This is a genomic window from Candidatus Nanosynbacter sp. TM7-087 (genome assembly GCF_022828365.1).
In the GTDB taxonomy this organism is placed as follows: domain Bacteria; phylum Patescibacteriota; class Saccharimonadia; order Saccharimonadales; family Saccharimonadaceae; genus Nanosynbacter.
Genome location: NZ_JAJQJU010000003.1, coordinates 61,262 through 74,397 on the forward strand (window position 1 = coordinate 61,262; position 13,136 = coordinate 74,397).

At 41.4% G+C, this 13,136-nt stretch carries 12 protein-coding genes and 1 tRNA gene; 6 read left to right on the top strand and 7 right to left on the bottom strand.

Annotation, left to right across the window (positions count from 1 at the left end; translation table 11 throughout):
* Positions 1 to 10 precede the first annotated feature (10 nt).
* The 7 genes from LRM41_RS03805 to LRM41_RS03835 all read right to left on the bottom strand — a co-directional run bounded on the left by LRM41_RS03805 (position 11) and on the right by LRM41_RS03835 (position 10,669).
* Positions 11 to 1,870, bottom strand: a complete 1,860-nt coding sequence (locus LRM41_RS03805) for a VirB4-like conjugal transfer ATPase, CD1110 family (RefSeq protein WP_243819531.1) — start codon at positions 1,868 to 1,870, stop codon at positions 11 to 13.
* Positions 1,870 to 2,745, bottom strand: coding sequence for a TraC-like domain-containing protein (locus LRM41_RS03810; protein ID WP_243819532.1), 876 nt, complete (start codon positions 2,743 to 2,745; stop codon positions 1,870 to 1,872). The genes LRM41_RS03805 and LRM41_RS03810 overlap by 1 nt, the downstream gene beginning before the upstream one ends.
* A 9-nt stretch (positions 2,746 to 2,754) precedes the next feature.
* Complete coding sequence (locus LRM41_RS03815; RefSeq protein WP_243819533.1) at positions 2,755 to 3,666, bottom strand: PrgI family protein; 912 nt, start codon at positions 3,664 to 3,666, stop codon at positions 2,755 to 2,757.
* A gap of 29 nt (positions 3,667 to 3,695) precedes the next feature.
* The gene (locus LRM41_RS03820; RefSeq protein ID WP_243819534.1) at positions 3,696 to 6,227 is read right to left on the bottom strand and encodes a TrbL/VirB6 family protein; all 2,532 of its coding nucleotides are present in this window, start codon (positions 6,225 to 6,227) and stop codon (positions 3,696 to 3,698) included.
* A 58-nt stretch (positions 6,228 to 6,285) separates the two neighbouring features.
* The gene (locus LRM41_RS03825) at positions 6,286 to 9,267 is read right to left on the bottom strand and encodes a TrbL/VirB6 family protein (RefSeq protein WP_243819535.1); all 2,982 of its coding nucleotides are present in this window, start codon (positions 9,265 to 9,267) and stop codon (positions 6,286 to 6,288) included.
* 47 nt (positions 9,268 to 9,314) lie between these two features.
* The gene (locus LRM41_RS03830) at positions 9,315 to 10,514 is read right to left on the bottom strand and encodes a hypothetical protein (protein WP_243819536.1); all 1,200 of its coding nucleotides are present in this window, start codon (positions 10,512 to 10,514) and stop codon (positions 9,315 to 9,317) included.
* 77 nt (positions 10,515 to 10,591) lie between these two features.
* Positions 10,592 to 10,669: transfer RNA gene (locus LRM41_RS03835), tRNA-Asp, on the bottom strand.
* Between the two features lie 103 nt (positions 10,670 to 10,772).
* On the opposite strand from LRM41_RS03835, the gene LRM41_RS03840 reads away from it, so the two are divergent.
* From LRM41_RS03840 to LRM41_RS03865, 6 genes are all read left to right on the top strand, one after another.
* The gene (locus LRM41_RS03840) at positions 10,773 to 11,147 is read left to right on the top strand and encodes a hypothetical protein (RefSeq protein WP_243819537.1); all 375 of its coding nucleotides are present in this window, start codon (positions 10,773 to 10,775) and stop codon (positions 11,145 to 11,147) included.
* Positions 11,147 to 11,578 carry a hypothetical protein gene (locus LRM41_RS03845; RefSeq protein ID WP_243819538.1) on the top strand — a complete coding sequence of 144 codons (432 nt, stop codon included), beginning with the start codon at positions 11,147 to 11,149 and terminating at the stop codon, positions 11,576 to 11,578. Before LRM41_RS03840 ends, LRM41_RS03845 begins: the two co-directional genes overlap by 1 nt.
* 10 nt (positions 11,579 to 11,588) lie before the next feature.
* Entirely contained in the window at positions 11,589 to 11,864 is a 276-nt protein-coding gene (locus LRM41_RS03850; RefSeq protein ID WP_243819539.1) for a hypothetical protein, read from the top strand.
* A 1-nt stretch (position 11,865) separates the two neighbouring features.
* The gene (locus LRM41_RS03855; protein WP_243819540.1) at positions 11,866 to 12,246 is read left to right on the top strand and encodes a hypothetical protein; all 381 of its coding nucleotides are present in this window, start codon (positions 11,866 to 11,868) and stop codon (positions 12,244 to 12,246) included.
* Positions 12,247 to 12,254: 8 nt separating this feature from the next.
* Positions 12,255 to 12,632 carry a hypothetical protein gene (locus LRM41_RS03860; RefSeq protein ID WP_243819541.1) on the top strand — a complete coding sequence of 126 codons (378 nt, stop codon included), beginning with the start codon at positions 12,255 to 12,257 and terminating at the stop codon, positions 12,630 to 12,632.
* 76 nt (positions 12,633 to 12,708) lie between these two features.
* Positions 12,709 to 13,092, top strand: a complete 384-nt coding sequence (locus LRM41_RS03865; RefSeq protein ID WP_243819542.1) for a pilin — start codon at positions 12,709 to 12,711, stop codon at positions 13,090 to 13,092.
* The last annotated feature ends 44 nt before the right edge of the window (positions 13,093 to 13,136 follow it).

Here is a 13,136-nt window from a genome sequence, read left to right on the forward strand (position 1 = left end):
CGCTATTTTTCTACACCGCTCCGTAGCCGCCGATCGGTGAATCTGACGGTTTTATTTGTTGCGATACAGGATTTGTATTGATCAAATTATATTCGGTATCACTAGCCTGAATCTGGATGTGAACATGATTTTGTCCAGCAAAGAATAATCCTTGTCCAACTGGGAAGTTGGCTAGTCGTTTCTGCTCTTCATCTGTCAATTTAAACACTTGCGCTAAAACATCAACGGCGCTGGCGGACTGTTTCAAAAGTAGCTGCATTGAGGAGTTGGAAACGATTGCTCGCCCCATTTTACTTCCGACGAAGTCTTCGACGTCTTGTGTGATTGTTGTCAGACCTAATTGATATTTACGGGCACGTTTAGCTAGAGAGAATAAGAAATTGGCAGAATCGTCATATTTCATCAATTGCCAAGCCTCGTCAACAATCAACATACGTTTCCTCTGGTCGGTACGCGTAATATTCCAGATGTGGTTCAGAACAATATACATCGCCGTTGGTCGCAGTTCATCTTCCAAGTCGCGAATGTTAAAGACGACCATATTATTATTAATATCAATATTACTCTGTTGCGAGAATATTCCCGCAAACGTTCCAGAGGTAAATTTGCGGAGTCGCTGAGCCAGGCTTGGGCCAGTTCCGCCCATGTGAAGCAAAGTGTCGTATAGGTCGGAAATCGTCGGTGGTGTAGAATTGTGCGTCAGTGGATCCGAAGTAATACCGACGCGTGCGTAAGTGTCAATCAATGCTTGATCAATATCAGCTTCTTCCGCTGGTGATAGTCCTGCTACGACTTGCCCGCCAGCCCCTACTCCTGCGCCGCCCAGCATTTGTCTGAGTAGTCCGTGCAGCGTAACTAAGTTAGCGCGCAGTGCATCATCTGCCTCATCAGTATCAATAACACGCGGCAAATCAAATGGATTAATTCTCGTATCGCTACTTAAGCTCAATCGAATATAACTGCCACCAACCGCGTCGCATAGTTTTTGGTACTCATTTTCTGGGTCAATAATCACAATATCAGCCCCAACCATCATGCTTCTTAAAGCTTCCAATTTAACGGTAAATGATTTACCAGCACCAGACTTAGCGAACACGACCATATTGGCGTTTTCCAGAGAGAATCTGTCGAAAATCACCAAGCCATTATTATGCATATTAATTCCGTAAAGCACGCCCTTATTGTCCGTTAAATCGGCTGAAGTGAATGGAAAGCTGGTTGAAATTGCGCCAGTATTCATGTTGCGGCGAATCTGTAGTTCATCAGTCAATTGTGGAATGGAGCTATTCAATCCCTGCTCCTGCTGGCTGGAAGCTACTTTTGAGAACACCAATTGCTGGCCAAAAATAGTTTCAATTTTATGCTGGATAAAATTCAATTCGTCCAAGCTGTCGGCATAAAGAGTGATATATAAACCGTAACGGAAGAATTTTTCCGCGCCAATCTGCAATTGGTCGCGCAATTCTTCGGCGTCTTGCAAAGCCGCTTCCAAGCCTGGATCGCGCACCTTTCCCTTTTCCATGTTTATATTCATGGTTGCTTCCAGCTGAGTAACTTTTTTACGCAGGTTGTTCAGGACGATTTGCGTATCGACTGGATAAATAAACATACTAATATCCAGCACTTCATCGATGTTAATGATTGAGCTAAGCCAGCCAGTGTAGATTTGACGAGGATAGCCATAAACATACATTGTGCGGCCATATTTTGAGCCAAGTTGGAAATGATCAGAATGAAGCTCAATACTACTTGGCGCAATAAAATCACGCAAAGTTCGAACACCAGTTAAGAAGGCTTGCTCGACTTCGGCTTGCTCCCTTGCTCGTTGTTGAGCAGCAATATCAACGGCATCTAATTTCTTCTTTGCCATTATGACCTTCCTCCTCTCGGTGATGGACCAGTTCCCTTAGTTACGTAAGTGGTCGTAAGCTCGCTCGGGTCAATTTCCTCTAGCGATTCACGTGACGACGTGTCGGGATTATATGAAGTGTAGAACAGCTCACCCAGTTGCCTGGTATTTAATTGCCAGCTTTTTACGCCCATTTGGAATAGACCATTCATAACCGAATCAATGCGGTTTTTAATTTCATCTTTGGCTTTGGTATAGGTAACTTGGTCAATTTTTGTTACGGTCGCTTCTTTTTTCCCGCTGAAGAAGCTATTGAACAATCCCTTAGTCTGTTGTTTGAAGGCATTTTCCTCGCCAGCTGGATAATATGGAACAACAACATAAAAACTCTTATCCATAATGTTCGCCTCTTGTGCCAGAATATCAATGAAATCCATATAATCGTCCATTAGGACGTTGAGGAGCATATTGTCTTGATTGCGGCGAATTTCAGCCAATCTGTCCAGATATGGGCCAATGTCCACGCGGCGTGAACGGATAAGAACTTGAATTGGGAAATATAGAGAGTTGATGAAGTTTTGATAGCTGAACTCAATCCCCTCTCTTTCGCGTGAACTCATCAGGTCAAAGTTGATTGATTCACATTCCACTACTGCCCGAAAACTGCCATCGCTCATAATGATCATATTTTCGCGCATTTCAGAGAAAAGTAGCGTATTCTGGGTGCTAATTGGTCCTTTTTGCTTCTTGTCATCAGGGGTTTTATCTGGAGCTGGTGTGGCTGGATTTGGTCCCGAACCAATTGCCCCCGATGGCTGCTGAGAGACGCCAGGAAGAGCCGCATTGGTTTGCGGAACCTGCTGATAAGATTGTTGATTTTGTAACTCTGGTTGCATAAACCCCACCTAACGTAGTGAAATCACCACTTCCTCATCTGATAATTTATTTTCTTGCTGAATTCGATTTGCCTCACGCGCAATCGTTTCAATCGAGAGGTCGCGGTTATTTGCCAGTTCTATTATAGCAGGTGGCACCTCGTTTACGCTAGCTTGCGGCGTGGTTGTCGGCTGAGTTTGAACTGGAGCGCTCGCGGCAGGTCGTTCGGACACTGGATTTAATACAGATTGACGCATTGTTGGGTACGGATTCATTTGTAGTGGTGTGGCTGGAGTAGGATTATCTGGTTGAGATGGTTGAGGTGGTTGCGTAGGAGGCGGCGTAACAGATTGCCCTGTTTGCATCTTTTGGATAACTTCTTGTCGCCTACGAACATCTGACTGATTTATTAAGTGATTGATATTTTGCGCCGTAGCACTATTTTCATCCAATATGTCGTTGGCTGCCTGTCCTTCGTTGAATAAATCGGCACGCATCGAGCTATTCGGATTATTGACGCCACGAATTGACCAACCTTGACTGTCCACCAAATTCGCCAAATATGACAATCTTCGCTGGACTTCGGCTTGATCGTAATTATTACCGTAAGTCTTCTCCTCGACTTTTGGCGCGATAACTTCGACCAATCTTTCAATTCCATCAGGCTGCCATAGACGCTTTTTTGGTTTTAGCATAAAAGAAATGACTGCCGCTAAATAAACTTCCATTGGCTGATCTTTTTTAAGCGGTAAAGCCAGCGCTCCAAAGAATAAAATTATCGGCACGGGAATTATTGCCAAAGGTAGTAAAATTGTACTCAAACCGTAGGCAATAGCGATTCCGATAACAGCTATAATTAAGAACACAAACTGTCGGAAACTAAACGGCCCGAGCAGTTTGTCCTCCGCCTCGACATCTTGAGGGACTTTATACACCGACATACTGCTTATATTATATCAAAATATGGAGATTATAGTATGTTGCGGAAATTCTTAAATTCCTCTTTAGTTGCGTCAGTTGCATTAGCTGACAACCTCTTATCGGTAAGAATTGTGTTGATAACTTTCTTAAGATCTTGACGTTTCTTATCAGTAATAATAGATGTATTATTTACAGCTTCCATTAGCAATTTAACACCATCAGCCTCAGTGGCGGCTAAAGTTTCTGGTTTATATTTACCACCCTGTAGCCAGTCAGCACAATAATTGAGCAAATCTTGACGGTTATTAATAGCACCCTTAACCATATCGTCAATTAATTTACCGCCCATAAATGAAGCTTTGTTTTTCACGCCGGATGACGCTAATGCTGCCGACACGGAAGAATAGAATTCTGGCGGTAATTCGCTAACAAGCTGAGCCACTTCTGTAACAGTTCCGTATTTAATCTGCTCTTCAATTGCAGCTTCACGTATAAATATGTTATTGCTATCCAGTACTGTTCCATCTGAAAGAGTCACGGAATTGCCTAAAGATATCTTTTGTCTTTGCCCAGCGCTCAGCTTATAATTCTTCATAATCTGATGAGCTTCATCAACAGACTTGGCGTACTCGCTACGGCTGGTTGCTATGGCTGAAGCTAAGGCTGCATTTGCACCAATCAAATTGCCATTTGCATCTTTGAATACGTTGCCACCAGCCTTCTCTTGAAGTTCCTTGCTGTTTTTCAATTGCTCTGCAAATTCACTGTGCTGTTGGCGTTGAGCGTTGTTCTTAATCAGACCTGCAGTTGCGATTTCAGTCTCTAGGTCTTTAATATCATTCATAAATGCAGTTTGCTGCTGATGAGCTTTCAAATCTTGTCGAGTTGCGTAGGTAGCCGATACGTTTCTCAGAGCACGATCGTAAGCTGGTCTTTTATCGTATATATCATCTGGTGCGTGACCCAGCGTAGATTCGAGGTAGCGATTATCATCTTGCGCAGATAAGAAATCTGAGCGCCTGGAAGCCTGTCTGGCATACAAGTCTGACTTCTTATACCTGGCTGTATTTCTAAATGAATTCTCGGCATTTTTCTGTGAAGTTTCCAGATCTTTTTTGAGTACTCTACCTTTATGATCTGACCAACGGCGTAAACGATTTGGGTTGAATCGTGCCATATTGGAATTAGCCAACTTCTTGTTTTTAATGATCTCACGACGATCTTTAGACCAGTTCTTAGTCCTGTCGTATAATCCTTTGTTCTTGTCATTAACAAACCCAGCGAATTTACCTAATACTCCGCCGCTAAGTTTCAGGATTATAGGTGTTAAGGCTAATGGTATAACTTGAACTACCATTCCTAAGATTTGCATTATTCCACCATTTGCTCCAGTGGCGTTTTGGATAATTATTATTCCAGCCAATTGCGCCCCACCGAATATTACAGCGAATGCCGGGAAAAATACTAACATCGTGAGGAATAAGTCTCGCCATTTCTTAAACCATTTTTCTGTGCCAGGAAGTAAATAGCAAACGAAGGCTAAAGGTGAAATGATAATTAAGATTACAATTAAAGCTTGACGTGCTGCCATAATTAGAAGCACTAAGAGAAGCACTAGACCTATTCCCACTAATGCTGATAGTGCCAATGGTAGCAGCTCTGCTCCCATGGCTACTGTTGCGACCACCCCACCAGCTAAAGCTCCGTTGGATAATATCATCACAATAACTTCTGACCATGTCCAACCTACGCCCGTATTTTCTCCTATGGTGGATATTGTGTTTTTAATCCCCATGAAAGCGTCTTGGAAAGCGTAACCAGTTACGTTTGATAAGTCTAGTAGTACAGCACAAAACGTGAACGATAAATTGACTAACACTGCCGCAATTATCAGCCTAGGAAGCATCTTTTTAACACCATAATTGCTAATTCCTACAGAGGTCAATTGTGAGTAGATAATTACCAAAAACGCCACAATAAACACCACGTTGCTAATGTTGCGCATAATGACCCACGCCAGATAAATTCCACTGTTTTGGTTGGTTGTTTCTAATGGCTTGGTTTTCAAGAACTCCTGAAGCGCGCTGTACATATAATCTATGCCATCAGCCAGCCAGTTGGAGAGTGGACAGATAATCCACCCTATTCCCTGCACGTCACAAGAAGTACCTGTTGAATTTTCTGAGGGAGATTCAATTGAAACAGTTGAAGTGCTGGTTTGTTCGTAGGTGTTCGGTGGCGTAAATGAATAAACCGCGTAGGTTGCCGAGCTTAGCGAAGATATTTCGCTTGATGGGAAGTAAATAACCTTGGTTTCTTTTTTATTCTTATCTTCATTAACATAAACAAGCGAATTATCAGGTAGGTTAAATTGTTTGATCTTTTTATCATCACTTACCTTTGTATATTTTTCTTTATTATAGGTTAAATTATGGCCGTTCCATTCTGCGTCTACAGCGTAAACAGAGGTTGAGTGTGTTAAGGCATTAAGAAAAATGCCCACCAGCATCCCTGCTATCAGCAATACAAACCACTGCAGCCACTTATTAATAAGCTGCTTACGGGAAATTAACCACTCCATCTGGGTTTATATTAGCATTTTTGATGGAAAAAGTCAAGAGAGCGTATGAAGCATGCGTCTAGTTGCCTCGTCGTCTAGAATCCTCCAATGCCTTTCTTACATCTTCTTGAGATGTAGCAATAATTATTTTCTCCCCAGAACTACTATTATTCTGTTGGTTATTTTGTGGTGATTGTTGAGAATTGCTACTTTGGCTGTTCTGTTGAGAATTAGAGAAAGATGTATTCTGTGGCGTATTATGGGCAACCACTCCGTGAGCACTTAACGCTTCGGATATTGCTTGATTTATATTTTTCGCAGTATTTGGATTTGATATGGCAACTTCTCCTGCTTTTATAAATGCATCCTTAGCTTGCTGACTTCCACTATTAGTAATAGCATCGGATAACCATTTGGTTGCTGCGCCATTTTGTACTAAGTGTTCCGCCTGTAGATTTCCAGACGCGGCATTATTTACTGCCATATTAGATAGGTCTTGCATACTACCAACCTCGTCATTAAGGATAGCATCTCCTAATCCGTTTCCTATGATATTATTATCCTTCTTTGCGTATGCAGCTTTAATTGCCCGTTGTTTTATGGAGTTGTCTGTGCCTTTTAGACTACTCAGTACATCCATACGTTCTTTAAAACTACCATTAGCCATAGTATGGTCAATAGCCGCCGCGCGCATAGCCTTTGATTCTACAGTTGTGCCGTTGGCTATATCGGCTATCTTGCCTGATGTCATACCCTGTAGCATTGTGGATGCGTTTTCAACGTCGCTTTCGAACGCCTTAGCTACAGTTGCGCGGGCGCGCGCTCCACCTTTATCCCAGCCCATGAATTGACCGAGTGGACTATTATCCCTCCACGTCGCAAATTTACCCGTTCGCCTGCTTGCGCGTTTTCTATTCATGAAGTCTGAGTATTTTCTTTTTGTATCGCCAATAACAGAATTGTCAACACGTCCTTTTGCTGCACCCTTTGCGTTTCCAGCGAATCGACTATGCGCATTAGCACCCATTCTGCCTATCTTTGCGCCAATATTGCCCAGCGAATTTAAGGAGCTCTGTAGTACGAAAGGTGTGGCGCCTAATGGCAAAATAGACGCTGCCAAGCCTGCAAACTGCATAGTTATCGCAGTATCATTCGGGTCACTTGTGGCTGTCGTCATTAATATTGCCCCTGCTAATTTACCAGCTCCATACAAAAGGGATATTATAGGAAAAACCATTAATAACCCTCTAAACATTGATACCCATTTTTTGAATAAACTTTCGGTGTTTGGCAGGAGCCAAGCTGCGAATGCTAGGGGCGCAATTGATATTAGGAGAACTATAGCTGCTTGTCTAACTATTAGTATGACAAGCACGACAAGTAGCACTAACATTAGAGATAGTAGTGTTGGTATACTGACTGCAAGTGCTGCAAATAGCACTGTTCCTGTAAGAACTAGAATACCAGCGACTGCTGCGCCGAGACCGCTCGCTATTGCTGAATTTGAAGATGATCCACCAACTCCAGACACCGCTCCTTCAAGAGCTTCTTTTAGTGTAAAGCCAAGGATGTTGGACAAGTCGACGGCTAATTGACATATATAAAACGATAGGTTTACTAATATAGCTCCCACTATTAATTTTGGTAAGATTTTTTTAATGCCGTAGTTACTTATGCCGATACTACTGACTTGTGAGAATATTACCCATAAAAATAGCAATACAAATATGACGTTTGCTATATCACGAAAGAAGTTCCATGCCTGTTTTGCTCCTACTGCATCAGATCTATCATCGAAGATAGCAGGTCTAATATTAAGAAACTGTGATATTACAGAATAAGAAGCATCAGCAATTCCCCCCATAAAAGTCATTAGAGGACAAATAAGCCATCCCATTCCATCAATACCACACGAATTTTTTTCCTCTTCTCCGCCGCCGTCACCTTCTGATGGAGTTTCTATTTTAGCAGACTGACCTTGCTTACAGGCGTCTATCGCTTTGTCATTACCCTCGTATTTTGTTTCGCAGTATTTAGGATCATCCTTATGATTTATACCGCGTTTGCAGGCGGCTTTTAGATCTTCGTCTGCCAGCCCTACACACGCGGTGTCTGCGGCTGACTGCTTTAGGGCTTCTTGATATTTTGGTGCCGACTCCACTAGGCGCTGATATATATTCATACACTGCCATTCAGAAATGTTTGCGTCATAATGATTCTGTGGCCATTCACGGTTATTTGATCCGCCCACATTATAACCCTGCCCGTCGCCAGGTAGGTAATATGAGTTAGTTGAATTTCCGTTACCATCTATATTTGGTATTTCCCAATCTTTTGAGCTGTGTCGTTGGGGTTGAGGATTGTCGTCTTTTACGCAACCTTTTATCATGGACCTCGAAACCAGATATTTTATGCTAGGATCGGAATTTTCTATACCATTTTTATAACCTGATAAATTTGTTAGTACTTCAAATATCTTCCCTTTTGAATATATGTTAACGTCATTTTGTTTATCATCTTTTCCGCCCGCAGACTTCTTTTTTTTACCAAATGCACCACTTCCATTTATACATTCGTCTTCGGACAGGGTGTAGTTAGTGCCTCTCCTGTATCCTATTTTGCAAAGCAATACCTCTACGGCGGAGGATCTTCCTTGTGGCTGTATGTTGAATTGACTAACAGCTGTACTCATAAGTTCAGCTGAGTTGCAATCAAAATATCCTCCCGAGTTATTGTATCCTGTAAAGCCTGGAAAAGTTCCTACGTAAGCTCCGTCGCCAACGTTATTAAATATTTTTCCCTTTTTCAGCTCCTCTACGTTGCTGTTGGGCGCCTTACTTCCCGCACGGACAAAACATGTATCTAATGCGCGCGCATAAACATAAAACTTATATTTTTCTTGAGTACTGAGACTGTCAAAGTACCCATCAGCAAATGCAGGTAAAGAGGTTAATAGCGTAGAAATTGGTAATATAAATAAGGCGCTCACGCACAAATATAAAACTATACTCTTAAAGACGTTTCTACGACCAAACCCACTCATAAACATAAACACCTTCATTTAATCACATATGAAGGTGTTTATGCAATAGTTGCTAAGTCTGGAGTTTAGTCTTTTTTAATATTGTCCCAAGCATTCTGTATCTCAGGGATTTCGTATGCTGGTACGTCTTCACCGTTTATAGTGAATAGCATCGGGCTTCCTTGTTTTTGATAATTATGAGGTACACTGATTCCTCGGAAATCAATTATCACAGGAGCTACTCGAACCTTTGCTGTGCGGTCTGTTACCACATCAAGGGATTGCTTCTTTGACGGGTCAAAGTTTAGACCTTCGGCACTTACCCTGTCGGTGTTAACAATGGTCATTATTTCTTCAACCCCACCATCTCCTGTTAGATAAGCTGCTTGATATTTAGGAATCCAACCACCGTAATTTAGACCGTTGCATCGTGTAAGATCTCCTTCATCGGAACAAGGGTCTGCGTTATTAGCGTTGTTTCGGACTAGCTTTGGATAATTACCGTCTTTTCCTGTAGACTCAAATATTTTATTTGGCTGTCCATCTAGTGGAAATAGGTCGAAAACGTTATAGTCAAGATATCTTTCCTCAGGGTATTCTTTATACTCCTCAAAAAAGTCATATATCACCTTTTGAGCACTTCCTATAGCCATACTGCTTAGGTAGGCGTCGCGCATCTTGTCTGCCTCTTCCACTCTGCCTTCGTCGACTAGTTTAAAGTAGGATTTGGCCATCAAATTAATACTGTAGGCGCTGTGCTCTCCGATATTTTTCATGACTCCAGGGAGTTCTTCGTCTGTTGTGATTATCTGACCGAACTCATCAATATCTAATTTTGCAGATTCGCTGTTAGCATGCATGTTTGTATAATTAATGAAGGCTGCCCTCTTATCGTTCGTGTCTTTTGCATTATCCAAAGAGTCTAGAAGATTATCCAGTCCCTCAATTTCTGGGATTTCTCTAGCCTCTGGTGATGGAGAACTTGTCTCTTCTACTGAAGGTGTAGGATCTTGAGTTTCCTGCGAGGTAGATGTTGTATCTGGAGTTGGCTCACTGTAGCTTTCACCACAGGCTGACAACGGAGCTACTGAAGCTAACAGTGCTGCCGCTGTAGCGATGCCTTTTAAGAACTTTTCTTTAGTTGTAGTTGAAAGACTTGTTTTTGAATCGCTTGGGTTAAATTGTTCACGATTTCGAACCATAACGCTTGGGATCCTTTCTCTGACATCGTCAGATATTTTATTGTAAAAACTTCTTAGACTTTCCAGTCCAATTGCCCATATCATAACATAAACTATACAAAAATGCAATAAGTTAAGTATATTTTCCATAAAAAAACACCCTATCAGGGTGAAAATATCTGTGGCGCGCTCGACCGGATTCGAACCGGCGATCTCCTCCGTGACAGGGAGGCGTGATAGGCCAACTTCACTACGAGCGCATATCAATACCCCTTATATTATCAGATTACTTCTGTCTTTTCAAGGAAAATGTTTGCTTTTTTCGCTTGACTATTTTACAATTTAGGTATAAGAGAAAATTTTATGACAAAAAGAAATATTGTAATCAGTATATTTATCGCAACGGTAATCGCAGGGAGCGTTTTTATACCCAAAGTAGCTTTAGCTACCAGCAGTTGCGGCGGCGCGGAAACCTCTGTTATTTCTTGTGACGGCACGGGTAGTACGGCAATTATCAACATAATCAAGCAAGTTATTAAAATCTTAACCGCTGGAGTTTTGGTCGCGGCGGTTGGTGCTGTTATATACGGAGCATTCTTATATACCACTTCTGAAGGTAGTCCAGATAAGATAAAAAAAGCACGTGAAGTCTGGACGAATACTGTCATTGGGATAATAATGTTTGCGTTTATGGTGGCAATTACTAACTTTATTATTCCAGGAGGAGTTTTCGATTAATGAAGAAGATTATAATAGCTATGTCTTTAATGGTTATAGGGTCGCTTGGGGTGAGTATGACTTTCCCGAATACTTCTTTTGCAGAAAGTAATAAATGTGATAAAAAAGGCAGAATTTTAACATTGAAGCCGTGGTATGACGGATTGACGAAAGACGACTGTTCTATTAAAGATCCTGGTTCAGACGCTGATTCACAGGCAAATTTTATCTGGAAAATCGTGCTTAATATCGTTGATGATTTGCTGCAGCTTATTGGTTACACGACCGTTGGATATATTATGTACGGTGGTTTCTTGATGATGACCAGTAACGGTGCTCCAGATAAGGCCGCTCATGGACGAAAGACTATTATGAGTGCCGCGATTGGTTTGGCTATTGCCTTAGCTTCTGTCGCGTTGGTTAACTTTATATCATCAAAGATAGGGGTATAAAATGAGATATATGGAATTTTTTGCTGGATTATTAGGAAAGGCAGATGATCTTGGTGTGCCACAGAATAACGATGTAGATATTATGAAGTTTGTTAATTTGGCGCTCTGGGTGGCTGGTGTCGTAGCTGTTATTATTGTTATTATTGCTGGAATAAACTATTCCCTGTCCTCTGGCGACCCCGCTAAGACTGCCAGCGCAAAGAATGCTATTTTATATTCAGTTATTGGTTTGGTTATTATTGCTAGTGCGATTGCTATAACAGGTTATATTATAGGAAAGGTTTAAGATGAAGATTTTTACAAAAATCCTGACGGCTGGAATACTAATGATTGGGCTCCTTGGCGTGTTTACTCCGGCAGTGTCTGCAGCTAACGGTATTGATATTTGCTCAAATGGAAATGAAAACTCTGTCTATTGTAAAAATAAGGGCAGTGGCGAAACTCAAGTGAACGGTATTATAAAAACTATCGTTGAAGTTCTACTTACAGCCGTTGGTGCTATTTCGATTATTATGATAGTTATTGGCGGTATTATGTTTGCACTTTCCAGTGGTGACGCCCAGAAAGCTGCAAAAGCCAGGAATACTGTTTTATATGCGGTAGTCGGTTTGGCTGTGTCGTTATTCGCATCAGCAATTGTTAATTTTGTATTTAATAGGTTTAATTAGGAGAAAATATGAAAAAATCAATAATATCAATAGCAATTATGACCTGTGCGGTGTTTGGAGCATCGGTTTTATCTACCGCTTCCCTGTCGGGCAGTGTTTCCGCTCAGGTATCTAAAGGAATTGATACGGCTACAACATCGGAAATGAAAGGTAAAAGTATTGACGGTGATGACGGTCTAATAAAAACAGTAGTTAATGTTTTGCTTTGGGCTGTGGGTATTTTATCTGTTATTATGATTATTTTTAGTGGATTTCGCTATATTACTTCGGCTGGCGACGCTTCAAAGACAAAATCCGCTCAGAGTACACTCACCTATTCAGTGGTTGGACTAATTGTGGCTATTATGGCATACGCAATCGTCAATATGGTTATAAATCGACTATAATAAATCCATAATTAGTTTTACAAATAACAGATAAAAATGTATAATAGTAATATCATTAAACAAGGAGAAAATAACAATGAATAAATTAAAATTAATCTTGGCGGGACTACTGGTAGTACCAACTGTTGCTTTGGCTGTAGCCCCAGCTGCAAGCGCTGAAGGAAACTTCACCCTACAGGGCGGCGTTAGTAGCGCGCAAGGAGAGGGTGTTGATAAGGTAGCCGCAGACCCTGAATCTTTAGTTAAGCAGTTTGTAAATATATTCTTATTTGCAGTTGGTGCATTAAGCGTTATTATGCTTATCTGGGGTGGTATTCGTTACACTACTTCAGCTGGTGATAGCAATAAGGTTACTGCGGCTAAGAATACAGTTTTGTACGCAATTGTCGGTTTGGTGGTCGCTATTTTGGCATACGCAATTGTCAATATGGTTATCGGTAAGATTGCATCAGGATCATAATCTTCCCTATTGATAAAAAAGAGCCTCACTGATGAGGTTCTTTT